Origin of the sequence: Pseudomonas sp. NPDC089758, from assembly GCF_044748705.1 — a bacterium.
GTDB lineage: Bacteria > Pseudomonadota > Gammaproteobacteria > Pseudomonadales > Pseudomonadaceae > Aquipseudomonas > Aquipseudomonas putida_X.
The window spans coordinates 116,156-139,080 of the sequence record NZ_JBIVGN010000010.1 but is presented as its reverse complement, the minus strand read 5'-3'; the positions used below and the strand labels follow the sequence as shown (position 1 = coordinate 139,080).

Here is a 22,925-nt window from a genome sequence, read left to right as displayed (position 1 = left end):
ATGGCCAATTGCCAATATCCAGTATCGCCTTGCTGCTGTGGCTTGCCGTGTGCAGCGGGCAAGATGTCCGCGAACGGCAGATTTCCAACCTTCTGACCCTGGGGGTGGCAGCCTGTGCGCTGGTATGGCTGGTGGCTACCGGGCACAGCTGGATCGGCGCCCGGGCCAGTGATGCCGGCTGGGCACTGGCGATCGTGTTGCTGCTCACATTGCCTGGCTACATGATGGGGCGTTTCGGTGCCGGTGACGTCAAGTTGCTCGGCGCGCTGGGGTTGGCCACCAGCCAGGCCTACGTGCTCGGTACGTTCATCGGTGCCGGGGGCTCCATGCTTATCTGGGCGCTGTTGCGACGCGGGACGCGGCGCAGGGCAGGGCAGGCGCCTGAAACGCAGCCATTTGCGCCCTTTGTGCTGGTGGGCTTTTTGCTGGCCTGCGTGTGCCTGCACTGAGCGTGCCCTGGCCTGGTCAGTTGTTGGACTCGGTCACCTTGGTCCAGCGATAGAAATCCGGAATGGCGTACTTGTAGGTTTCCAGCCAGCGCTGCTTGGACAGGTCGCGCTCGCGCGCCGTCTGCACCTGCAGGCGGTTGGACGCCTGTTCGCCACTGGACTGCACCCGCAGCAGCGCTTCGGTCGCCGTTTGCGCAGGCGGTTGCTGGCGTGGGTAATCCTCTGCCCAGGCCATGGAGAAACCGGTGCAGCAGGCCAGCAGCATCACATACCTGATCATGACCTTCTCCTTCGCTCAGTTGACCATCACACGTTCGCCACCGGCCGAGGCTATCGGCCCGCGCCCGGTGGCTTTGATCTGGCTGGCGCGGGCCTGGGCCTGGGCGAACTGCGCCGGCTTGAGGCGCAGGCGGCCGACCAGGTCGGTGGCTTGCTGCCAGTTGTCTTGCAGCAGCGCCAAGGTCACCAGGTTGACGGCGGGCAGCGAGTTGTCCTCCTTGAGCTCGATGGCGGTCAGGAATTCGAAGCGTGCCTGTTCATACCTGCCCAGGTTCATCAGCACTACACCCAGGTCATTGCGAATGCGCTCATCGGTCGGTGCCAGCCGTGCCGCGCGCTGCAGGTTCTGCAAGGCCTGCACGTCATCGCCGCGGGCCGAGGCGAGCTGGCCCAGGCCATGCTCACCCTCGGCCGCGAGGCAGCCGCCGAGCAAGCTGCGGTACAGCGGTTCTGCTTCGCTGCGCCCCAGCAGGCGCGAGACCCTGGCCTTGCGCAAGCGTACCTGGTCAAGGGTGTTGGGCAACTGCTCCAGGTGCGCCAGGCTGGCGTGCGGGCGGCCATCGTTGAGCATCTCGTCCGCCAGGTTCAGTGCCAGTTGCTGGTCGGCGTCCGGCTTAGCGCAGCTTGAGGTGCCGAACCACTGCCCGAGCCCGCCAGGCTGCTGGCCGGCGCAGCCCGTCAGCAATAGCAGGCCGGTGAACAACAGGGTCGCTTTCATCCGTTACTCCCTAGGGCCCCAAGGCCCGCGTCAAGGCGGAAAAACCCGGCCCGGCCAGGACGATGAGCAATGCCGGGAAGAGAAATACCATCATCACCGCCGACATCTTCGCCGACATCTTCGAAACCCGCTCCTGCATGCGTGTCAGGCGCCGGTCGTCGAGCAGATCCTTGAGTGCGAGCAGCGACTTCATCGCGCCGCTGCCCTGTACCAGCAACTGCTGAAGGATTACGCAGGTATCGATGAATTCATCCACGGCCAACAGGCGTGCGGTCTTGTCCAGTTCCGGGCCGAGCGCCAGGCCCGAGTCCACCCGTTGCAGCACCAGGCGTAGCTCTTCGCTGATTTCCGGGAGCAGCGCCCGGCCTTCCTGGCTCAGTACCCGCAACGCCTGCTCTACGGCCAGGCCTGTCTCGAACAGAATACGCAGCAGCGGAATCATCAGGCTGACTTCCAGGGCGATCCGTTGCTGGCGCTGCCGGGCGGCCATTGCCAGCAAGCGTTTGGGCAACAGGTAGCTGGCACCCAAGGCAAACAGCGGCCAGACCAGCCAGTGTGTGCCCGCACCGCCCAGTGCGGCTTGCTGCAGGATCAAGGTCAGGACGACCGCCACCAGCGGCAGCCCCAGTTGCAGGGCAGCGAACAGCGCCCGCTGGCGGCTGCGGCGCCAGCCGACCCGGTCGAGCAGGGCCTGGGTTTCACCGTCGAGTTTCTGCAGGCGCTGCCCCAGGGGGCTGTTGCCCAGCCAGTGCAGCCAGTTCCCCAGGCGCTCCTCGCGCGCCAGCCGCCCCTGCAGCCTGCGCGTGACCAGGTAACGGGCACGCAGCTGACGGGCCGCCTGCAAGCCCAGCAAGCCGGCGGCGATGAACAGGCACACGGCACAAAGCAACAAGGCCATGGTCAGAGGCTCCTCATCATGCGCCACAGCACCAGGCAGCCGACCACCTGCAGGGCGAAGGCGAGCAGCAACATCATCTGGCCGCCGCTGTCTTGCCACAGGGTCAGCAGGTACTGCGGGTTGGCCATCAGGAAGTAGCCGACCATGCACAGCGGCAAGGCGCCGAGGATCATCGCTGTGATGCGGGTTTCGCCGGTCATCGCCTTGAGCTGGCGGCTGCCTTGTTCGCGCTCGCGGATCAGCTTGATCAGGTTCTCCATCAGCTCGCTGGTGTTGCCGCCGTAGCGCTGGTTGATGCGCAGCCCCATGGCGAACAGGCGCAACTCATCCTGGTTGTAGAGCTCGGCCAGTTCGTTGACCGCATCGTCGAGCGGTACGCCCAGCTGCACGCTGCGCCGTACCCGGGTCATGGTCGAGCGCAGCGGCTCGCGCGAGCCGTCGATACCTCCGAGTAGCGCATCATTGAGGGTTCGCCCGGCCTTGAGGCTGCGCACGCTGTAGTCCAGCAGTGCGGGCAGTTGCGCGACAAGCTGCTGCACACGCCGCCGGCATAGCCAGCTGAGGGTGAAATAGCCGAGCAGCGGCAGGCTCACCAGCACCATCAGCCCGGCCACCCACCCGGCGCCCAGCAGCGCCACCAGCGCCAGGCCCAGCCAGGCCAGCAGCCAGCGCTGCGGTTGCCAGTCGGTGGCGCCAAGCCCGGCCCGTTGCAAGAGCGGCTCGAGCCAGTCGCGCCGTGCGTTGGCGCTGCGGGCCAACTCAAAGGCCCGCCCCAGGCGCTGGAGAATGCGCTGTTCGCTGCGCTTGTACAGGCCTAGGCGAAACAGCATCAGGGAGACGCCCAGCAACAGGGGCGCCAGCGCCAGCAGCAGGGGGCCGGTCATTGCACACCTTCATGGCGCAGTTTGCTCCCCGCCGGGTTCGGCGCCTCCCGTAGAAACACGTTGCCACCGCGGCGGTCGAGGCGGAACAGTGTGCTGGTCACGTACACGTCATCACGCACGCCGACCACTTCCAGGATTTCACTGACGCAGCGGCGCCCGTCGGGCAGGCGCGCCAGCTGGATCACCACGTCCAGTGCCGCGCAGATCATCTGCCGCAAGGTCTTCTCGGCGATTTGCCGCCCGCTCAGGCCAACCAGGGTTTCCAGGCGCAGCAAGGCGTCCTGCGCGGTGTTGGCGTGCACCGTACTCATCGAGCCATCGTGGCCGGTGTTCATCGCCGTGAGTACATCCAGCACCTCGGTTCCGCGGATTTCGCCGAGGATGATACGGTCCGGGCGCATGCGCAGGGCGTTGCGGATCAGCTCGCTGGCCTTGATCTCGCCATGCCCCTCGGCATTTGGCGGGCGGGTTTCCAGGCGTACCACGTGGGGATGGTGCAGTTGCAGTTCGGCGACGTCTTCGATGGTCACCAGGCGCTCGCGTGGGGCGATCATCTGGCTGAGGATGTTCAGCAGGGTGGTCTTGCCGGTGCCGGTGCCGCCGCTGACCAGGATGTTGCAGCGCCGGCCCACGGCGCGTTCGAGGAAGTCGAAGATAGGTTGGTCGATGGCACGGGTGGCGAGCAGGTCGGCGCTTTTGAGCATGTCCTGGCGGAATTTGCGGATCGACAGGCATGGGCCGTCCAAGGCCACCGGTGGAATGATCGCATTGACCCGGCTGCCGTCGGGCAGGCGCGCGTCGACCATCGGCGACGATTCATCCAGGCGCCTTCCGAGCGGTGCGAGGATGCGCTGCATGACGCGCTCGACGTGGTGGGCATCGATGAAACGCAGGTCAGTCTGTTGCAGTTGCCCGCCGCGCTCGACAAACACCCTGTGCGGTCCGTTGACCAGGATTTCGGTGACACTGGCATCACGCAGCAGCACCTCCAGCGGCCCGAACCCGGTCAGCTCATCGACCAGTTCTTCGGCCAGGCGCTCCATTTCATAGCGTGACATCGCCAGGCGCAGGCGGGCTACGTAATCGCCCACCTGCTCCAGGACAAATTGCGTCAGTGCCGGGCGCGCGCCTTCGAGCAGGTTGCGGCCGCTGTCTTCGATGGCATCGATGGCAAAACGGTGCAGTGCACGCTTGAGCGCATACGGGTCGCCCGAGGCATGCTGAGGGCCGCCGAAGGGTTGGTCGCCGTTCATTTGCTACCCCATAGCCGGCGCAGCCAGGTAAAGGCCGGTGGCGCAAGGTTCTCCGAGCGCTGCGCCAAGCGCTCACCCAGGCTGCGCAGGGCCTGGGTCAGGTTTTCCCGCGGTGCCAGCTCGAACAGGCTCAGGCCCTGGTTTTTCACGTTCAGCCGTACTTCGGGGCTGTCAGGCATGACTTTGAGCAGGGGCAGGCCGTAGCGCTTGGCCAGGCTCTCGGCATCCGGCGCGACATTGCTCAGGTAGCGGTCGACCAGCAGGCTGGCATGCTCCAGCTTGATGCCATGATCGCGCCACAGCTCCAGCACTTCGAGGTTGCGCCGGCAGTCGAGGATGTTCTGGTCGGTATAGATGATGAGCTTGTCGCAATGGCTGATGATGGTGCGCAGGGCCTCGCTGTCGGCATGCCCGGTCAGGTTCACGACGATGTGCTGAAAGTGCTGGCGCAGTGCGCTGAGCAGCATGTACAGCTCGGCGGCACTGGTCTTGCGCAGAGGTTCGTCATCTTCGGCGAAGGTCAGCAGGCGCAGGCCTTTCTTGTCGCGGGTGAAAGCGCTGTCGATCAGGGTGGTGTCGAGCCGGCGCAGGTGGCGCAGGGCATCGCCGAAGTAAAACGACGCCTCCAGCCCCAGTAGCGCCAGGCTGTCGCCACGTGGCATGCCCAGGTCCAGCAGCAGGGTCTGCTGGCCGCTTTCCTGGACCACCCGCGCCAGATGCGTGGTCAGCAGCGCACCGTCGGCACCGGTCTGCACGCCGTACAGCACGGTCAGGCCGCCCAGGCTGGGGTTGTTGGTGACGGTGGGCATGCGTTTGCCCAAGCGCCGGACCAGCCCGGCCACTTCACTGGCCCGCGATCCGTAGGCGACGAAATCGCGGGCGCCGGCACGCATGGCGTGCAGCACCAGCTGATTGTCCATGCCATCACCCAGGGCGACGATCGCAAGCAGCGGCTTGGCCTCGAGCACGCCTTCGATCAGTGCGCACTGGTTGACCAGTTGCTCACGGTCCAGGCCGATGAACACCAAGGTGCTGAACGTCGCATTGATCAGCGCCAGCAGCTCGTCGAGGCTGCCGTCACTGGCACCGATCACCTGGCCTTGGGGTGCCAGCGCGCTCTGGAGCCACTGCAGGTCTTCTTCGTTGCGGGTGATGCCCAGAAACGTCTGGTTGAGGCTCTCGTTCATCGTGATAACCCGCTTTGGCCATCGAAGTTGCCGTTTTCCATGAAGAACAGCCGGCCCCAGCTGGGGTCGTAGGTGCGCAACCCTTCACCGGGCAGTTCCGGCAGGCGGGCATTGGCCGCCAGCGGTTGAACCAGATGCGGGGTGACGATCATCAGTAGCTCGGTTTCCTCACGTACCAGGGCCGATTGCCGGAAGAACGCGCCAAGGATCGGCAGGTTGCCCAGCCCGGGCAGCTTGTCCACCGCCGAACGGGTGTTGTTGCCGACCAGGCCGCTGATGATGAAACTCTCGCCATCGGCCAGGGAAATGCTGGTATCGGTGCGCCGTATGCTCAGCCCCGGTACGCTCGTGCCGGCAATGGTCACCGCGTTGGTGTAATCCAGCTCGCTGACCTCAGGCGCTACCTTCAGGGTGATGCGGTCGCGGCTGATCACGGTCGGCGTCAGGGCCAGGCGCACACCGAACTCCTTGTACTCGATCGAGACGTTGTCGCTGCCGGCGCTGGGTACCGGGATCGGTATCTCGCCACCGGCCAGAAAGCTTGCCGTCAGGCCGCTGAGCACGGTGAGGCTGGGGCGCGCCAGGGTGTAGGCGAAGCCGCTGTTCTCCAGTGCATTGATGGCTGCCAGGAAACGGCTGCTGCCGCCGCCCCAGACAATGTTGAACACGCCGTCGTTGAGCGGGATCTGCGGCGAGGTGACAGGCACGGCGCCCGGCGTCACCGATGTGCCTGGCACGGTGCCCGGCGACCCGATCAGGCTGTTGTTCGAGCCGCTGAAGAATAGGCGCGCGCCGGCTTCCTTGTACTTGGTGCGGCGCACCTCGACGAAGCGGATATCGGCCTGCACCTGGCTCGGCAACGCCGGATCCAGCGACGGTGGCAGGCCCGTTTCGGCCATGGCGGCGCTGGCCTGGCCGTTGACGAACAGCATGGCCCGGTGTGGCGCGGGGGCGCAGGCCGTCCACAGCATGAGCGTGGTATTGCCCTGGCCCACGGCGGTCACCAGTACGGCGCGGTCACCGCTGGGTTGCACATCGGCAACGTTGGGGTCGCCGACGGCAGCCCGGGTGATCGCCAGCGGCAAGCGCAATTCTTGCTGCAGGCCTTGATCGATTTCGATCACTGAAGGCAGTTGGGCAAAGGCTTCGCAGCCTTTGCTGGCGCCATCGGCGTTCGGCAACAGCGCCATCATGAGCAAGGCCAGGCATGTGTGGCTGGCGAACCGTTTTGCACTGCAACGCTCGGAACTGCGCATACTGCATCCTTGCCTTGTCAGGGGGTCTTGTCGGCGTCCGCGGCCTGTGCGCCACGGATGATCTGCATGCTCGCAACGGCTGCAGCGGTAGAGGCGGTTTTGGCCAACGGGGCCTGGGAAAGCTGGCTGAACCGATAGAGTTCGCGGTTGATGGTTTCTGCCTGAGGCTTGCTATCCGCTTCGGCCCAGTAGCGGGCCAGCCGCTGCTCGGCGGCACTGCGCACGGCCAGGCGCAGGGTGCCTACCTGGGCTGCCAGCATCAGGCGGCTGGCCAAGGCTTCAGGAACGGCCAGCACCACGGTGTGGGTGCTGGCCGGGTTGCTTGGGCGCGCCTGTTCGCGTCGGGCCTTGAGTTCCTCGGCGGTCAGTGCCGGGCGACCGTCATTAGTAACGCCCATCTGTTCGCCGACGCTCAGCACGCGCAGGGCCGGCAACACCACCTGGGCAGAGGATTGTGGGTTGTTGGCCTCTTCGCGCAGGTACAGCAGCACGTCGACAAAATCACCTGGGTACAGTTGCCCGGCTGCGCCGACCACTTCGTCCACGCCGACCGCCACGGCCCGTTCGTGGGCACGGATCATCCGTGCCAGCGGTCCGCCAGGCTGGAAGCTCGATTCGTCCAGCCAGCTACCTGCCGCCAGTGGCCTGGCGCTGCTGCGTCCGATCACCTGGTCTACGTGCTGGAAGGCCCCGTCAGGCACCACCTGCAAGCGCTCGAGCAGCACGTCGTCTGCAGTCAGAGGCGTATTGGCCGGCAGCGCCTTGCGCAGCACGACGATAGGGAAGCGCTGGGGCTCGGGCGGTTTTGGGGTGGGCGCGGCAACCACGGCTGCCGGCTGTTCGGCGACAGGGGCTACTGGCTGGGGTGGTGCAGCAGGGCGGCTGAGCACCACGCCCCAATAGCCTGCCAGCAGTGCGCCGATCAGGAAAAGTGCAGCCAGAATCATGGTCAAGCGACTGCTCATGTCTGGCCTCCGTGCACATGGTCGGGTGGTGGCAAAAAGTTACTATTTCGCTATTGCACGGTAGCCCACCCATTGCCATTCGCCATTAGCCGCTCGCGTTTTTTTTACGCCTGAATGTAAAACCAATTAAAACAATCAGTTGATGAAATCGACGGCTTTAATGCTTTTGGATTATCACCTGTTGAATAATGCTTTTTTATATTTGCGGACGGCGCCAGCTTGGCAATCCTTTGATGGCAAACAGGCGTCACTTTGACACCATTGTCGCCGGCGATGTCGCCGCAAGGAGCTGGTCATGTTGCTGAAACAGGTCATCCTTCACTGCAAACAATTCCTGCGTCGCAAAGACGGCGCTTCGGGCATCGAGTACGCGGTCATCGCGGCAATGGTGGCGGTGGTGCTGGCGGGTTTCGTCACGCCCATCTCGACCCAGATCACGGCGATGTTCACCGCGATCCAGGGGGCGCTTTAATCCCTAACCCTACGATGTTCAACGCCTCACCGGGCCAGGTGTCCAGGAGCCGCACATGCAGAACTCGCCCTCGCGTCAGCAGATTCTTCTGGTCGATGACGAGCAAGAGCATCTACTTGAGTTGGCCGAACTCCTCGAGAGCGAGGGGTACTACTGCCATACGGCAGGCTCGGTGAAAGCTGCACTGCAACTGCTCACCCGGTATCCGGACGTTGCCTTGGTCATCACTGATCTGCGCATGCCGGAGGAAAGCGGCATCGATTTGATCCAGCGCTTGCGCGACCATACGGCCCGCCAGCATTTGCCGGTGATCGTCATGTCGGGCCACGCCGGTGCAGACGACCTCAGCGACCTGCTGCGCCTGCAGGTGCTGGATTTCTTCCGCAAGCCCATCTATTATGCACGGTTGCTGGAGACACTGGACAACCTGTTCCCGCAACCGTTGTTGCAGGTTGCCAAGTACTGACTCCACGCAGCGAGAGCAGAAACGAAAACGCCCGGCACATGGCCGGGCGTTATGGTTACTGGCAAGGATCAGGCGTCTGGGTCATTGAGCTCCAGTACACCGCGCTTGCTGCGCAGCTTGCCGTAGAAATGATCCAGCGCATTGTTCAGCTTGCTGGCTGCCCCATCCACGGCCTGGTCCAGCGAAGCGGCGGTATGGGTCACGGAAATCGGTTGATGGCCTTTGGGGCGAGCCTCCATCTGGCAGCGTTTGTCATGCGGCCCGGGCTTGGCGCCGTTCTCGTCGCGCAGGTGCACCTCGATGCGGGTGAGGTCCTCCTCGTAACGTTCGAGCGTGGTTTGCAGCGTACTGCGGACCCACTCGTTGAGACGGATGTTGCCTTCGATATGGTTGCTGCTGTTGACCTGGATTTGCATGATTCAATCCTTATTCAGCTTGCTCGCATGGAGGCGTGCCTAGGCCCTTGAGGCCCTTGGTAATTCTTCGCCTCTTGACTCTAAGGTCAGGCAACCGAAGCCTGAATTCAAGCCCTTCGTGAAAATAAATGTTCTGTTGCAATTGGCATCGCAAAGGCTACGGGGCTGCCCTTGACGAGCGAAGGCCTGCTCAAAACCCTGTGGCCTTTCAGACTTTGCTTATGCGAATTGAAATCATTACTATTGCAACCCCAACGTTTCCCGGACCACCGCCATGAAGCGCAATGCCGCCGGACTGCCCCTGAGCTACCGCCTGGCCGTGACCTCACGCTGCCTGGCTGCGGTGCTGGGCGGATACCTGCTGGCGTCCATGGCCAGCGTCTGCATCACCCTGCTGGCGCCGTTGCCGCAAGTCGACGCGGCCATGACCGGCATGATGTTGTCGTTCGTCTTCTACCTGCTGGCCTTCATCTGGTGTTTCGCCTGTCGCAGCGCCGCGCTTGCCTGGCTGGGCGTGTTGCTGCCGAGCCTGCTGCTGGCGCTGATCAGCGGGTTCGCCTATTGGCTGAGAAACCCATGAAGGATGGTTTCCGCCAGGCGATGGCCTGGTTGCACACCTGGACCGGGCTTATTTTCGGCTGGCTGCTATTCGCTATCTTCCTGACCGGCACGCTGTCGTATTTCAAGGAAGAGATCAGCCACTGGACACAGCCTGAAGTCCGCCGCCACGCACTCGACCCGGTGGCGAGCCTGGGCCTGGCTCAGCGCTACCTGGAGGCCAACGCGGCACATTCCGGCAACTGGATGATCCGCTTGCCCAGCGAGCGCAAAGCCGCGTTGAGCGTCGGTTGGCGTGACCCAGATGGCGGGCGCCGTGGCTTTGTCAGCAAGCAACTCGACGCCCAGACCGGGCAGCCCGTAGAGGCCCGGGACAGCCGCGGCGGCGAATTCTTCTACCGCTTCCACTTCCAGCTGCAGATGCCCTATCCCTGGGGGCGCTGGCTGGCGACCTTCTGCGCCTTCATCATGTTGCTCGGCCTCGTCACCGGGATCATCATCCACAAGAAGATCTTCAAGGAGTTCTTCACCTTCCGCCCCGGCAAGGGTCAGCGCTCGTGGCTGGACGGGCATAACGCCATCGGTGTGCTGGTGTTGCCGTTCCACCTGATGATCAGTTACAGCAGCCTGGTGATCTTCATGTACATGGTGATGCCGGCCAGCATCATGGCCAGCTATGGGGGCAATACCAACGGCTATTTCAACGACCTGTTCGGCCGTGAGGACGTGCCCAAGGTGGCCAACGTCGCTGCGCCACTGGTGCCGTTGACCAGCTTGTATGCCAAGGTTCAGGCGCAGGCCCCCGGAGCCCGCATGGGTTACATCCAGGTCCACAACCCGGGCGACCGCAACGCTCGCGTGAGCTTCGCCCAGGCTTCGGCCGACAGCATCGCCTACAAGCGCAGCGCCAACTGGATGTTCGACGGCAGCACGGGCGAACTGCTGAGCCAAGGGGCACCGGAAAGCGCTGCAATGATGACCTCGTTCAGTTTCGTCGGCCTGCACATGGGCAACTTCGCCGGGCCCTGGTTGCGCTGGCTGTACTTCGTGTTCGGGGTGGCCGGTACTGCGGTGATCGGCACGGGCCTGGTGATGTGGCTTGGCAAGCGCCAGCTCAAGCATGCCAAGCGCGAACGCATGCCCGCCGAGCTGCGCCTGGTCGAGGTGCTCAACATTGCCAGCATCAGTGGCCTGCTGCTCGCGGTGGCCGGCTTTTTCTGGGCCAACCGCTTGCTGCCTGCCGCGCTGCAAGGCCGGGCGGACTGGGAGGTGAACACGTTCTTCGTGGTCTGGCTGTTGTCGCTGGTACATGCCGTGCTGCGTCCCGGGCGTCGCGCCTGGGCCGAGCAGTTGGGGCTTGGGGCGCTGGCCTTTGCCCTGCTGCCGTTGCTCAATGCACTGACCACCGGCCAGGGCCTGAACCATAGCCTGGCCGCTGGCGACTGGGCCATGGCCGGGCTGGACCTCACGGCACTGGGCACCGGTCTGTTCCTGGCCTGGGCCGCAAGCAGGATGCTCCGTGCCCCGAAGGCTGTGGCCAAGCGTGCGCCCCGGGTGGCCAGGGCAACGGCTGAAACGGTCGAGGTGAACGGATGCTGAGCGTCGCCCTGATCGGTTTCGCCGGCTTCGCTGCCTTGTGCCTGGCGATGGAAAGGCACTTCAACGACCTGCTCGGGCGCAAGCCTGCCGCTGGCCAGTTGCGTGGCCTGCGCGTGGCGGGTTGGTCGTTGCTGCTGGCATCGCTGGCGCTGTCGGTGCACCTGCGTGGGTGGGCGCATGGCTTGGTGGAGTGGGTCGCTGTGTCGATGGCCGGGGTGACCCTGTGGGTCTTCGCCTTGCCTTACCAGCCGCGCGTGCTGCTGGGGCTGGCGGCGATCAGCCTGATAGTGGGCCCGCTATTGATCCTGTCTGGCGGATGATGCCTTGATCGAGCCTGACAGCGACGGCACCCGCGCGCGTTTCGTGCAGGTCTTCATGGCCCAGCGCGCACGCATGGAAGCCTTGGTCAGCCGGCGAGTGGGCTGCCGCGCCACGGCATCGGACCTGGTCCAGGAGCTGTTCTTGCGCTTTTGGCGGCGCCCCGAGGTCAAGGTAGAGGCGCTGGACACCTACCTGCTGCGCTGCGCCGGGAATCTGGCCATCGACCACCTGCGCAGTGAAGGCAGCCGCGAGCGTATCGCCGAAGCGTCGCTGCCCCTGGGTGAATGCCTGGCCCAGGCACCGGAGCAGGCGCTGGAGGTCAACCATGACCTGCAGCGCATCGAAGCGGCGCTGCGCGCCTTGCCTGAGCGCACCCGGCAGATCTTTTTGCTCAACCGCATCCACGGCTGCACGTATGGCGAGATCGCAAAGGCCATGCAGCTGTCCCAGAGTGCCGTGGAAAAGCATATGATGCGCGCCCTCCAAGCGTGCAAGGCCAGTGTTGCCGAGCCCGCGCCCCCGATCCCCAGGCCAGGGAGCGCCCGTCGATGAGCCGTTCAGACTTGACCACTGCTGACCCGTCGCAAGCAGCGCTGCGTTGGCTGGCCACGATCAACGAGCAGCCTGAGGTTGCGCAGAGTGGGGCGTTCAAGCGCTGGTTGCTGGCCGACCCCAGGCACCGTGAAGCCTATGCCCAGGCCCAGGCGCTGTGGCACAAGACTGCGGCACCGGCGGCACGCCTGGCCGAGGAAGAACACGCAGACCTGCAGCGATACCTGGATGCCATGGCCAAGGCGCCCGTCCCGGCGCGCTGGCGCCGCGCCCGCGCCCTGGCTATGGCGGCATGCCTGGTGCTGGCCGTGGGTGTTGCGGGGGGCTGGCACCCGGGGTACTGGCTGCAGGACCTGCAAGCCGATTTCAGCAGCACGGACGCCATCCGTCAGGTGACGCTGGCTGACCAGTCGCAGGTGACGCTGGACGCGGGCAGTGCCATTGCTGTCGATTTCCAGCACGGGCAGCGCCAGGTGCGGCTGTTGCATGGCGCTGCATTCTTCAAGGTCACGCACACCGGTGAGCCCTTCGTGGTACAGGCGGCGGGGGGCCAGGTGCGGGTGCTGGGCACGGAGTTCGAAGTGCGGGAGCAGGCCGAGGGTGCACAGGTCACGGTGCGCAACGGTCGAGTGGCGGTCACGCCGGCTCAGGGGCAAGCTGCCCGTGAGCTGACGGCCAACCAGCAACTGGCCTATGCCCGAGGCCTGGCGGGTGAGACTGCGCGTGTGGACAGCGACAGCCGTCTGGCCTGGCGCCAAGGCTGGGTCAACTACTACCAGGCGCCCTTGGCGCAGGTGATCGAAGACCTGGGGCGCTATTACCCGGGGCGGATCGTGCTGCTCGACAACGAGTTGGGGCAGCGCAAGGTCAGCGGCAGTTTCCCGGTGCGCGAGCCACTGGCGGCGCTGGACGGGTTGGGCAAGGTGATGGGGTTCTCGCGGCAGACGGTTCTCGGCCGGTTGACGGTCATCCGTCAAGTGTCGGTCGCGGGAAAATAATTTTCAAAAGCGGGTGAGGTAACAGGACGTGACGTCCGTGTAATGAGTGGAAGTGCGATTCATTCGCAGTCATTACCCTCTAACAGGTCAGCGTCCATGAAGTTCACCCACCGTTGCGTCCCCCTCTGGCTTGGTCTTTCTGCGCTTTCGGCCTTGGCTGCTGCCCCTGGTATCTTCGCCGCCGAACAGCTCGAACTGCACAGGTTCGCCCAGCCGAGCCAGCCCTTGCCCCTGGCGCTCAGTGCCTTCAGCCGCGCCACCGGCCAGAGCGTGGTCTACACCTTGGAACTGCCTGCCGTGCAGGCTCCGGCCCTGCAGGGTACGTTCAGTGCCGAACAGGCGCTGCAGCAGTTGCTGGGCAACGCTGGCCTGACGTGGCGCCGGGTCGACGCCCGCACGCTGACGCTCGAACCTGTGGACACCTCCGGTGCGCTCAACCTGCAGGCCACCACGGTGACCTCGCAGATGGACACCTACAGCTACCAGCCGCCGGCCAGCGCCTCGATCATGCGTGGCCAGGGCCCGTCCCAGGATATCCCCCAAGCCATCAACGTGGTCCCGGCCCAAGTCATTCGCGACCAGGCTCCGCGCAACCTGGATGATGCCCTGGCCAACGTCAGCGGCATCACCCAGGGCAACAATTTCGGTGGCACCTCCGACACGGTGATGAAGCGCGGCTTCGGCGACAACCGCGACGGTTCGATCATGCGCGACGGCATGCCCGTGGTGCAGGGGCGTAGCCTCAATGCGAGCACCGAACGGGTCGAGGTACTCAAGGGGCCGGCTTCGCTGCTTTATGGCATCCAGGACCCGGGCGGGGTGATCAACGTGGTCAGCAAGCGCCCGCAATTGCAGCAGTACAACGCCCTGAACGTGCGCGGCTCGACCTACGGCAGCGGCAAGAATGGCAGCGGCGGCGGTTTCGACAGCACCGGGGCACTGGGCGACAGCCACTTCGCCTACCGCTTGATCGTCGACCATGAAGACGAGGATTACTGGCGTAACTATGGCGTGCACCGCGAATCGCTGGTGGCGCCGTCGCTGGCCTGGCTTGGCGAGGACACCCAGGTGGTGCTGGCCTACGAGCACCGTGAATTTCTCTACCCGTTCGACCGGGGCACCGCCTTCGGCAGCAACGGGCACCCGCTGGACATTCCGGCCACGCGCCGCCTGGATGAACCCTTCAACGACATGGAAGGCCGCTCCGACCTGTATCGCCTGGAGGTCGATCACCAGTTGGCCGACGATTGGAAGCTGCACGTTGGCTACAGCTTCAACCGCGAGACTTACGACGCCAGCCAGGTGCGCGTGACCGGTGTCAACGAAACCAAGGGCACGCTCACACGCAGCATCGATGGCACCCACAACGCCATGAGTCGCGACCAGTTCGCCACCCTCAGCCTCACTGGCAACCTGGAGCTGGCCGGCATGCAGCATGACCTGCTGATGGGCATCGATCACGAGGACCGCAAGGTCTTTCGCGGCGACCTGATTCGGCAGAGCGCGCAGTCCTCCTTCAGCTATGTGAACCCGGTCTACGGCCAGGAAGTGGAGGGGAGCACGGTGCGCGCCAGCGACAGTGACCAGACCGACAAGCTGCGCACCGACGCGCTGTTCCTGCAGGACGCAGTGCACCTGGATGAGCACTGGATACTGGTGGCCGGCGCGCGCTTTCAGCAGTACGACCAATACGCTGGCCGCGGCCGGCCGTTCAAGGCCAATACCGACACCCGTGGCCAGGCCTGGGTACCGCATGCCGGCATCGTCTACAAGGTCGATGAACAGTTGTCGTTCTATGGCAGTTACAGCGAGTCGTTCAAGCCCAACTCCAGCATTGCCCCGCTGACCGGCGGCGTGGTGCTGGATTCGTCGATTGCGCCCGAAGAGGGCAAATCGTGGGAGCTGGGGGCCAAGCTCGACATGCCCGGCAGCCTGACCGGCACCCTGGCGCTGTTCGACATCACCAAACGCAACGTGCTGGTCGCCAACTTCGACAGCGGTACCGGCGATACGGTCTACAGCAATGCGGGCGAGGTCAGTTCCAGAGGGGTGGAGCTCGACCTCACCGGGCAGCTCAGTGAGCGTTGGAGCCTGATCGGCAGTTATGCCTATTCCGACGCCAAGGTGACCAAGGACCCGGACCTTGAGGGTAACCGCCTGCAGAACGTGGCCAGGCACAGTGGCTCGTTGTCGGCGGTGTACGACTTCGGCAGCCTGTTCGGCGGCGACCGTTTGCGTTTCGGTGCCGGAGCCCGTTATGTCGGCGAGCGCCCGGGCAACTCGACCAATACCTTCGACTTGCCCAGCTACACCGTGGCCGATGCCTTCGCCACCTATGAGACCAAGCTGGACGAGCACAACGTGCGCCTGCAACTGAACGTGAAGAACCTGTTCGACAAGGTGTACTACAGCTCGGCGGTCAACCAGTACTTCGTCGCCATAGGCGATGCACGCCAGGTGAGCCTGTCGAGTACGTTTGAGTTCTAGTGGCTGAAGGCGGCGCGATAATCGCCAGGTGTCGCGCCGACTGCCTGGCGAAAGCGATTGCTGAAATGGCTGGCACTGGCAAACCCGCACAGCAACGCAACGTCTCCCAACGGCAGCTGCCCCAGGCGCAGCAGCTGGCAGGCCCGATACAAACGGCGGGCCAGCAGATACTGGTGCGGTGGCACGCCGAAGCTGGTGCGGAACATGCGTGCGAAGTGATACTCGGAGAGGTTGCAACGCACGGCCAACTCACCGAGGGTGATGGGCTGGTCCAGGTGTGCCTCGATGTAGTCCACCAGTTGCCGGCGCAGGTTCGGTGCCAACCCGCCTTTGAGGCGTAACCCCTGGCGCGGCCCCACTTGGCTGAGCACGGCGTGATCGACGATCTCGTGTGCCAGGCTGCTGGCCAGCAAGCGCTCGCCTGGCTCCTCCCAAGCCAGGCTGATCAGCTGGCGAAAACGCATCGACTGCCGTGGGTCGTCGAGAAACGTCGCTTCCTGCAGTTGCATCTCCCGCGGTTCCCGGTCGAGCAGGCGCACGCAGCCCAGGGCGAACTGCACCTCGCTGATGTACAGGTGCGCCAGGCGCAGCTGCCCATTGACCACCCAGTTGGACTCGTGGCCGGCCGGCATGATGCACAGTTTGCCCGGCGCCCCTTTGGCGGCGGGGCGTTGGCGGCGAAAGGTGCCCGTGCCGTGGGCGATGTAGCACGACAGCGTGTGGTGACTGGGCGCCTGGTAGTCGCGGGCGTCGTCACGGTTGCTCCACAGTGCCGCAGCCAGCCCATCGCCCAGGTGCGCGCTCAGTTCCAGCCTGGCGTGGGGCGAGGCATGCATGGCGTTGAATACGTGCAGCTGGTTCAGTGGGGTCATGGGCGATTCCTCTGTTGCCATCGTACTGCCGATGCGCCGAGGTGGCAGCTCCCTGGGCGTTGAAAAGCGCAAGTTTGTGCAAGCGCACAGCACTGGCCGAAGCGAACACTGATGGCTCTGGCGAGGGCTGCGCCCTCGATCGCCGGCAAGCCAGCGCCCACCAGTGCCGCTTCCAAGCACGGCGGCGAACCTGTGAAGGCCAACTTGTCGGCGATGGGCCGCATGGTGCCCCGCAATGCAAGGTCGTATGCCTAAGGAACCCCCCATGAACCTTTCCCTGTACCTGCTCACCGTCCTGATCTGGGGTACCACCTGGATCGCTCTGAAACTGCAATTGGGCGAAGTCGCCATCCCGGTGTCGATCGTCTACCGCTTTGCCTTGGCTGGCCTGATCCTGTTCGCCATCCTGCTGCTTACCCGCCGCCTGCAGCCAATGAATCGGCGCGGTCACCTGTTGTGTCTGGCGCAGGGGCTGTGCCTGTTTTGCGTCAATTTCATGTGTTTCCTCACCGCCAGCCAGTGGATTGCCAGTGGTCTGATCGCCGTGGTGTTCTCCACTGCCACATTGTGGAATGCGCTGAACGCACGGATCTTCTTCGGGCAGAGGGTCGCCAGCAACGTACTCGCTGGCGGCGCGCTTGGCCTTTTGGGGTTGGGCCTGCTGTTCTGGCCGGAGTTGTCGCACCATGCGGCAAGCCGCGAAACGCTTTATGGCCTCGGCCTGGCCTTGCTCGGTACGCTGTGTTTCTCGGCAGGCAATATGTTGTCGAGCATGCAGCAGAAAGCCGGCCTCAAGCCCATGACCACCAATGCGTGGGGGATGGTCTATGGGGCCGCTTTATTGTCCGTGTATTGCCTGATCAGCGGTATTCCCTTTGCGATGGAGTGGAACACGCGCTATGTCGGCTCGCTGCTGTACCTGGTGATACCGGGCTCGGTGATCGGCTTCACCGCCTACCTGACGTTGGTCGGGCGCATGGGCCCGGAGCGGGCTGCATATTGCACGGTGCTGTTCCCGCTGGTGGCGCTGAATGTGTCGGCGTTTGCCGAAGGCTATCAATGGACAGCCCCCGCGTTGCTCGGGATGGTCGCGGTGATGGCGGGTAATGTGCTGGTGTTTCGCAAGCCGAAGCCCGTGGCTGCTGGTGTGTTGCATGTTGGAGGGGGCATTGGCAACTGTCAGAAATGACAGGTGCGCGTATTTGCAGCATGGCTAAGACTAGGCCGCAAATCGCTGGGGAAACCAATGCCGTCCTCCTTCAGAACACTGTCCTCTACACAGCTTTGGCTAACGTGTTCAGCAGCGTTGCTGTTGCATATCGTCCCGCTGCTGATGGCCGACATGTCAGTCCTGGACGACTACGCGCGCCAATACCTGGCACGCAATGACTGGGTGCAAGACGGTCGGCCGCTGGCCGCCTTGCTCAATGCCGTACTGAGTTTCGGCCCCGCTGCTGTGAACCTTTACCCATTGCCGTTGCTGCTTGCCGTGCTGATTACCGCACACGCGCTGGCCAACCTGGTGCAGCACTGGTTCACGCTACCGACGGTGAGTGCCGTGCTGGTGGTGTTGCCGTTGTGGATGCAGCCGTTCTTCCTGCAGAACCTTTCCTATCAATATGATGGGGCGTCGATGGCCTTGTCGCTGGCGTGTAGTCTGTGGGCGATCACCCTTGGCTGCCAATGGGCGAAACCATGGCTCGGCGGCACGTTGCTGGTGGCCGCCAGCGCTGCGCTCTACCAACCCGGCCTGAACGTATTCGCGGGTTTGTGTTGCCTGGAAATCATGCGCTTGGTCATGAACGGCAGCCGGTTTGCAATGGTTTGCAAGGTTGCAGCGGTGCGCTTGGGGCAGTTGCTGGTTGGCGTGGGGCTTTTCTATGTGTCCTGCGCCTGGATGGTGCGCAGTGGGCGTACGGCGCTGCTTGCTATCGACGGGCTGTGGCTGACTGAAATGTACCAGCGCCTTGCGGCTACGGTGGACGTTGTCAGCGTGTTGGTCACACCTTGGGTGTTCTGGGGTGCCCTCGGTTTGTGCCTGTTGGCGGCATTCTCATTGGGCCGCAAGATGCAAGCACTGTGGCGTCGTCCCTACGCCTTGAGCGAGCGGCTGGGGTTGGTCGCGGCATTACTGTTACCGGTTGCCCTGATACTGCTATGCATTCCAGGCCTCATTCTGTTCCTGGAGCACTTCGACCCCACCGCGCGGGTACTGATGGGCCTGGGTGCCGCGCTGACCATGTTGCTTTACGTGGTGCACGACGCCTTGGCAGCGGTGCCCCGTGTGCGCCTGGTCGTTCTGGCCACCTCGATCGTGTTCATGCTCTCCATGGCCTTTGCGTACGGCCGGGTGCTGATGCTGCAGAAGGCCTTGCACCAAGCAGTCGCCCAGTCCGTTGCCCATGACCTCTCGTCCCAGCCGGAGCTGGCCGCAGCCAGGCATTACTACCTGCTCGGCTATTGGCAGTCCAGGCTTTGGGTGCCTGCTGCCAAAGGTACCTTGGCGCATATGCCAGCGATCGAAGTCATCGATGCGAACCGGTATGTGATGCTGCCAGAAATGCTCCCGCGGGTGGGTATCGACGACCCTCGCACGTTCTACCAGTCGCCGCCGCTGACCCGTCGGGAGGTACTGGCCCGCAGTCCCTCGCCACGGGTCGTGAGCAGGTTCTATGACATCCATTTGGTGGGTGATGCCGCTTATGTGCTGATCAAGCTGCCGCAGGCAACCGGACAGGAGCACTGATCATGGTTCGTTTCGCTCGCTATGGCCTGGTTGGCATCGGTAACACCGCCTTGCACGGGTTGGTGTTTTGGGGGGCGCTGGCGCTGGGGTTGAATCAGGGGCAGAGCAACCTGCTGGCCTTCGCCGTGGCGGCAACGGTGTCCTATCACATCAATGCCCGCTTTACCTTTGCCGTCAGGCCAACGGGGTCGCACTACCTGGTGTTCATGGCCGGCATGGGTGGCATCAGCCTAGTGCTCGGGGCCATCGCCGATTGGGCGCAGTTGTCGCCCTGGTTGACCGTGCTTACGTTTTCAGCCACCAGCCTGATCGTCGGCTACAGCTACTCGCACGCGGTGGTTTTCAAGCGGAGGGAGGCATGAACATTACCCTGGTCGCGCCCCTGTACAACGAGCAGGACACCCTTGAACGCTTTTATCATGCGGTACGCAGCGAGCCGACGCTGCAGGGGGTGACGGTCGAGATCCTGCTGGTCAACGATGGCAGCAGCGATGCCAGCGAGCAGATTTGCACCGAGTTGGCGGCGCGCGATGAATGGGTCACGGTGGTCAACTTCTCGCGCAATTTCGGCAAGGAGTCCGCCCTGTTCGCGGGCCTCGAATACGCCAATGGCGATGCCGTGGTGCCGATCGACGTCGACCTGCAGGACCCTGTAGAGCTGATCGCACAGATGATCGAGCTGTGGCAGCAGGGGGCCGACGTCGTGCTGGCCAAGCGCCGTAGCCGTGCGACCGACACCCGGCTCAAGCGTTGGACTGCACGCCTGTATTACCGCTTGCACAACCGCATCGCCTCGACCCGGATCGAGGAAAACGTCGGTGATTTTCGCCTGTTGGACCGCAAGGTGGTGGCCGCCATCCGCCAGTTGCCGGAGCAGCAGTTGTTCATGAAAGGTGTGTTGTCCTGGGTGGGTTTTCGTACCGAAATCGTCGAGTACGACCGGCCCGAACGTACGGCGGGCAACAGCAAATTCAGCTTCTGGCGGCTATGGAACCTGGCCCTGGATGGCATCACCTCGTTCAGCACGGTGCCTTTGCGGCTATGGAGTTACGTGGGTGGAGGGGTATCGCTGTCGGCGTTCGTGTTTGCGATGTACATGGTGATCGACAAAATGCTGTTCGGAAACGATGTGCCGGGCTATCCGTCGTTGATGACGGCAGTGCTGTTCCTGGGCGGGGTGCAGTTGATCGGCATCGGAATATTGGGCGAATACATAGGGCGGATCTACCAAGAGACCAAGCATCGGCCCCGGTACGTGGTGCGCAAGGTACTGAGGCGGCACAGGCAACCCATGTGAAGGTTGCCTGTGCTGGCCTCTTCGCGGCGAATACGCGTTGTCAGCCCTTCCACACCTGTGGATTCACCAAATCCCGCGGCCGTTCGCCCAGCAGCGCAGCGCGCAGGTTGTCCATTGCCCGGTTGGCCATGGCCTCACGGGTTTCGGCGGTGGCCGAACCGATGTGCGGCAGCGTCAGGGCATTGGGCAGTTTGAACAGCGGCGACTCGCTCAGCGGCTCCTTTTCGTAGACATCCAGGCCCGCGCCGCGAATGGTGCCGTTTTGCAGCGCCTCGACCAGCGCTGCTTCGTCGACCACCGGGCCACGGGCGATGTTGATCAGGAAGGCGCTCGGCTTCATCAGCTTCAGCTCGCGAGCGCCGATCAGCTGGCGGGTGGCGTCGGACAGCGGCACCACGATGCAGACGAAATCGGATTCTGCCAGCAGTTGCTCAAGGCTGCGGTATTGGGCCCAGAGCTCCTGCTCCAGTGCTGGTTTGCGGCTGTTGCCGGCATACAGCACCGACATGTTGAAGCCGAAGCGGCCACGGCGGGCGACGGCCGCGCCGATGTTGCCCAGGCCGACGATGCCCAGCGTCTTGCCGTGCACGTCGCTGCCGAAGTGCGCTGGGCCGACGGTGGCCTGCCATTGGCCGGCTTTGGTCCAGGCGTCCAGTTCGGCCGTGCGCCGTGCGCAGCCCATGATCAGCGAGAAGCCCAGGTCGGCGGTGCTTTCGGTCAGCACGTCAGGCGTGTTGGTCAGGGCGATGCCGCGCTCGTTGAAGTAGTCGATGTCGTAGTTGTCGTAGCCCACCGAGACGCTGGACACCACTTCCAGCTTGGCGGCCCCTTCGAGTTGCGCGCGGCCGAGCTTGCGACCGGCGCCGATCAGGCCGTGGGCTTCGGGCAATGCTTCATTGAACTGGGCACTGATGTCGCCGAGCTTGGGGTTGGGCACGATCACGTTGAAATCTTGCTGCAGGCGCTCGGCCATGGCCGGGGTTATGCGGCTGAAGGCCAGGACGGTCTTTTTCATCGGGCTACTTCCGGGCAAAAGGTAGAAGCTACAAGTTGCAAGCTACAAGCTGCAAGAGAAAGCAGCGCGTGCACGGCTCTGCTGTTGCTTGCAGCTTGCAGCTTGCAGCTGCTTCAGTTTGCGATGAGCAACTCGTGGGTTTTCAGGTCCGCTTCGTGGGCTGCGAGAATCTCAGGCAAGGAATTGCGCAGGTACTCCACCCAGGTCTTGATCTTCGCATCCAGATACTGGCGCGACGGGTAGATCGCATACAGGTTCAGCTCCTGCAGCCTGTAGTCCGGCATCACCCGCACCAGGCTGCCATCACGCAAACCCTCGATGGCCGAGTAGATCGGCAGCACGCCCATGCCCATGCCGCTGCGAATCGCGGTTTTCATCGCGTCGGCAGAATTGACCTGGAACGGCGAACTGCTGATGTTGACCAGCTCCTGGCCCTCCGGGCCGTCGAACAACCACTTTTCCAGCGGGATCACCGGGCTGACCATGCGCAGGCAGGCATGCTGCAGCAGGTCGACCGGCTTGTGCGCGAAGCCGTGCCTGGCCACATAGTCGGGCGAGGCGCAGACGATGCTGTAGGTAATGCCCAGACGCTGCGACACGAAGCCCGAGTCCGGCAGCTCGGTGGCCAGCACGATGGACACGTCATAGCCTTCGTCGAGCAGGTCGGGCACGCGGTTGGCCATGGTCAGGTCGAACGTCACGTCCGGGTGCGACTCGCGGTAGCGGGCGATGGCATCGACCACGAAGTGCTGGCCGACCCCGGTCATCGAATGCACCTTCAATTGCCCGGCAGGGCGGGCATGCGCATCGCTCGCCTCGGCTTCGGCCTCTTCGACGTAGGTCAGGATCTGTTCACAGCGCATCAGGTAACGCTTGCCCGCCTCGGTCAGGGCGATGCGCCGCGTGGTTCGATTCAGCAGCCGGGTTTGCAGATGGGCTTCCAGGTTGGAGACCGCCCGCGACACGTTCGCGGTGGTCGTATCCAGTTGCGCCGCAGCGGCAGTGAAACTGCCAAGCTGGGCTACGCAACTGAAAGCACGCATGTTTTGCAGGGTGTCCATGGGTCACTCTCAAGGTAGAGGGCAAATTGTGTCACGAAGTAAGTTGCATGTGCCTTCGACCAAAGCCGGATTATCGCTGTTTTGGTAACAAAGATTCGCAGGAATCCACGCTTATCGCCAGTGCGGCCGCCCCCTAGAATTGCCCAGCCCTCCACCTCTTCCTCGGGAAATCGCAG

Annotated in this window: 25 protein-coding genes; 13 read left to right on the top strand and 12 right to left on the bottom strand. The window is 63.8% G+C overall.

Annotated features, from left to right (window positions below):
- Nucleotides 1–14: 14 nt before the first annotated feature.
- Nucleotides 15–449: a prepilin peptidase gene (locus ACIPZH_RS15555; protein ID WP_400629309.1), complete on the top strand. Its 435-nt coding sequence runs from the start codon at nucleotides 15–17 to the stop codon at nucleotides 447–449.
- Between the two features lie 16 nt (nucleotides 450–465).
- Here ACIPZH_RS15555 and ACIPZH_RS15550 read toward each other — a convergent pair whose 3' ends face one another.
- Genes ACIPZH_RS15550 through cpaB form a run of 8 tightly spaced genes read right to left on the bottom strand, consistent with a single transcriptional unit; the run spans nucleotide 466 to nucleotide 7,889 of the window.
- Nucleotides 466–729 (bottom strand): DUF3613 domain-containing protein, encoded by a 264-nt coding sequence (locus tag ACIPZH_RS15550; RefSeq protein ID WP_400636778.1) that lies wholly within the window; start codon nucleotides 727–729, stop codon nucleotides 466–468.
- Nucleotides 730–744: 15 nt separating this feature from the next.
- Nucleotides 745–1,446 (bottom strand): tetratricopeptide repeat protein, encoded by a 702-nt coding sequence (locus tag ACIPZH_RS15545; protein ID WP_400636776.1) that lies wholly within the window; start codon nucleotides 1,444–1,446, stop codon nucleotides 745–747.
- A gap of 10 nt (nucleotides 1,447–1,456) precedes the next feature.
- Entirely contained in the window at nucleotides 1,457–2,344 is an 888-nt protein-coding gene (locus tag ACIPZH_RS15540; RefSeq protein ID WP_400636774.1) for a type II secretion system F family protein, read from the bottom strand.
- A 2-nt stretch (nucleotides 2,345–2,346) separates the two neighbouring features.
- A complete protein-coding gene (locus ACIPZH_RS15535; protein WP_400636773.1) occupies nucleotides 2,347–3,228 on the bottom strand; it encodes a type II secretion system F family protein in 882 nt (293 codons plus the stop codon).
- A complete protein-coding gene (locus ACIPZH_RS15530) occupies nucleotides 3,225–4,481 on the bottom strand; it encodes a CpaF family protein (RefSeq protein WP_400636771.1) in 1,257 nt (418 codons plus the stop codon). Before ACIPZH_RS15530 ends, ACIPZH_RS15535 begins: the two co-directional genes overlap by 4 nt.
- Nucleotides 4,478–5,668, bottom strand: a complete 1,191-nt coding sequence (locus tag ACIPZH_RS15525) for a pilus assembly protein (RefSeq protein ID WP_400636770.1) — start codon at nucleotides 5,666–5,668, stop codon at nucleotides 4,478–4,480. The genes ACIPZH_RS15530 and ACIPZH_RS15525 overlap by 4 nt, the downstream gene beginning before the upstream one ends.
- A complete protein-coding gene (locus ACIPZH_RS15520) occupies nucleotides 5,665–6,924 on the bottom strand; it encodes a type II and III secretion system protein family protein (RefSeq protein ID WP_400636769.1) in 1,260 nt (419 codons plus the stop codon). The genes ACIPZH_RS15525 and ACIPZH_RS15520 overlap by 4 nt, the downstream gene beginning before the upstream one ends.
- Before the next feature lie 17 nt (nucleotides 6,925–6,941).
- Nucleotides 6,942–7,889 carry a Flp pilus assembly protein CpaB gene (cpaB, locus tag ACIPZH_RS15515; protein ID WP_400636767.1) on the bottom strand — a complete coding sequence of 316 codons (948 nt, stop codon included), beginning with the start codon at nucleotides 7,887–7,889 and terminating at the stop codon, nucleotides 6,942–6,944.
- Nucleotides 7,890–8,184: 295 nt separating this feature from the next.
- Here cpaB and ACIPZH_RS15510 point away from each other — a divergent pair, with 295 nt between their 5' ends.
- Together ACIPZH_RS15510 and ACIPZH_RS15505 are read left to right on the top strand one after the other, a co-directional pair.
- The gene (locus tag ACIPZH_RS15510; RefSeq protein WP_241806583.1) at nucleotides 8,185–8,361 is read left to right on the top strand and encodes a Flp family type IVb pilin; all 177 of its coding nucleotides are present in this window, start codon (nucleotides 8,185–8,187) and stop codon (nucleotides 8,359–8,361) included.
- Nucleotides 8,362–8,416: 55 nt separating this feature from the next.
- Complete coding sequence (locus ACIPZH_RS15505) at nucleotides 8,417–8,827, top strand: response regulator (RefSeq protein WP_241806584.1); 411 nt, start codon at nucleotides 8,417–8,419, stop codon at nucleotides 8,825–8,827.
- A gap of 68 nt (nucleotides 8,828–8,895) precedes the next feature.
- Here the strand turns inward: ACIPZH_RS15505 and ACIPZH_RS15500 are convergent, their stop codons facing one another.
- Nucleotides 8,896–9,243, bottom strand: coding sequence for an HPF/RaiA family ribosome-associated protein (locus tag ACIPZH_RS15500; RefSeq protein ID WP_241806585.1), 348 nt, complete (start codon nucleotides 9,241–9,243; stop codon nucleotides 8,896–8,898).
- Nucleotides 9,244–9,517: 274 nt separating this feature from the next.
- Between ACIPZH_RS15500 and ACIPZH_RS15495 the strand changes: the two genes are divergently transcribed.
- The 6 genes from ACIPZH_RS15495 to ACIPZH_RS15470 all read left to right on the top strand — a co-directional run bounded on the left by ACIPZH_RS15495 (nucleotide 9,518) and on the right by ACIPZH_RS15470 (nucleotide 15,758).
- A complete protein-coding gene (locus tag ACIPZH_RS15495; RefSeq protein WP_241806586.1) occupies nucleotides 9,518–9,823 on the top strand; it encodes a DUF3649 domain-containing protein in 306 nt (101 codons plus the stop codon).
- Nucleotides 9,820–11,400, top strand: coding sequence for a PepSY-associated TM helix domain-containing protein (locus tag ACIPZH_RS15490; RefSeq protein ID WP_400636765.1), 1,581 nt, complete (start codon nucleotides 9,820–9,822; stop codon nucleotides 11,398–11,400). Before ACIPZH_RS15495 ends, ACIPZH_RS15490 begins: the two co-directional genes overlap by 4 nt.
- Nucleotides 11,394–11,720, top strand: a complete 327-nt coding sequence (locus ACIPZH_RS15485) for a DUF3325 domain-containing protein (protein ID WP_400636763.1) — start codon at nucleotides 11,394–11,396, stop codon at nucleotides 11,718–11,720. The genes ACIPZH_RS15490 and ACIPZH_RS15485 overlap by 7 nt, the downstream gene beginning before the upstream one ends.
- Nucleotides 11,721–11,775: 55 nt before the next feature.
- Nucleotides 11,776–12,273: an RNA polymerase sigma factor gene (locus tag ACIPZH_RS15480; protein ID WP_400636839.1), complete on the top strand. Its 498-nt coding sequence runs from the start codon at nucleotides 11,776–11,778 to the stop codon at nucleotides 12,271–12,273.
- Nucleotides 12,270–13,271, top strand: a complete 1,002-nt coding sequence (locus ACIPZH_RS15475; RefSeq protein WP_400636761.1) for a FecR family protein — start codon at nucleotides 12,270–12,272, stop codon at nucleotides 13,269–13,271. Before ACIPZH_RS15480 ends, ACIPZH_RS15475 begins: the two co-directional genes overlap by 4 nt.
- Nucleotides 13,272–13,367: 96 nt before the next feature.
- Nucleotides 13,368–15,758 (top strand): TonB-dependent receptor, encoded by a 2,391-nt coding sequence (locus tag ACIPZH_RS15470; protein WP_267821030.1) that lies wholly within the window; start codon nucleotides 13,368–13,370, stop codon nucleotides 15,756–15,758.
- Here ACIPZH_RS15470 and ACIPZH_RS15465 read toward each other — a convergent pair.
- Nucleotides 15,755–16,630 carry a helix-turn-helix domain-containing protein gene (locus ACIPZH_RS15465; protein WP_400629253.1) on the bottom strand — a complete coding sequence of 292 codons (876 nt, stop codon included), beginning with the start codon at nucleotides 16,628–16,630 and terminating at the stop codon, nucleotides 15,755–15,757. The genes ACIPZH_RS15470 and ACIPZH_RS15465 overlap by 4 nt on opposite strands.
- A 265-nt stretch (nucleotides 16,631–16,895) precedes the next feature.
- Between ACIPZH_RS15465 and ACIPZH_RS15460 the strand changes: the two genes are divergently transcribed.
- The 4 genes from ACIPZH_RS15460 to ACIPZH_RS15445 all read left to right on the top strand — a co-directional run bounded on the left by ACIPZH_RS15460 (nucleotide 16,896) and on the right by ACIPZH_RS15445 (nucleotide 20,673).
- Nucleotides 16,896–17,819 carry a DMT family transporter gene (locus ACIPZH_RS15460; protein ID WP_400636760.1) on the top strand — a complete coding sequence of 308 codons (924 nt, stop codon included), beginning with the start codon at nucleotides 16,896–16,898 and terminating at the stop codon, nucleotides 17,817–17,819.
- Nucleotides 17,820–17,942: 123 nt separating this feature from the next.
- Complete coding sequence (locus tag ACIPZH_RS15455) at nucleotides 17,943–19,376, top strand: glucosyltransferase domain-containing protein (protein WP_400636758.1); 1,434 nt, start codon at nucleotides 17,943–17,945, stop codon at nucleotides 19,374–19,376.
- A 2-nt stretch (nucleotides 19,377–19,378) separates the two neighbouring features.
- Complete coding sequence (locus ACIPZH_RS15450; RefSeq protein WP_241806594.1) at nucleotides 19,379–19,738, top strand: GtrA family protein; 360 nt, start codon at nucleotides 19,379–19,381, stop codon at nucleotides 19,736–19,738.
- On the top strand, nucleotides 19,735–20,673 hold the full coding sequence (locus tag ACIPZH_RS15445; protein WP_400636756.1) for a glycosyltransferase family 2 protein: 939 nt from the start codon (nucleotides 19,735–19,737) through the stop codon (nucleotides 20,671–20,673). The genes ACIPZH_RS15450 and ACIPZH_RS15445 overlap by 4 nt, the downstream gene beginning before the upstream one ends.
- A gap of 40 nt (nucleotides 20,674–20,713) precedes the next feature.
- Here ACIPZH_RS15445 and ACIPZH_RS15440 read toward each other — a convergent pair whose 3' ends face one another.
- Both ACIPZH_RS15440 and ACIPZH_RS15435 read right to left on the bottom strand, forming a co-directional pair.
- Nucleotides 20,714–21,688, bottom strand: coding sequence for a 2-hydroxyacid dehydrogenase (locus ACIPZH_RS15440; RefSeq protein ID WP_400636755.1), 975 nt, complete (start codon nucleotides 21,686–21,688; stop codon nucleotides 20,714–20,716).
- A gap of 113 nt (nucleotides 21,689–21,801) precedes the next feature.
- Nucleotides 21,802–22,749 (bottom strand): LysR family transcriptional regulator, encoded by a 948-nt coding sequence (locus ACIPZH_RS15435; RefSeq protein WP_267821042.1) that lies wholly within the window; start codon nucleotides 22,747–22,749, stop codon nucleotides 21,802–21,804.
- Between the last annotated feature and the right edge of the window lie 176 nt (nucleotides 22,750–22,925).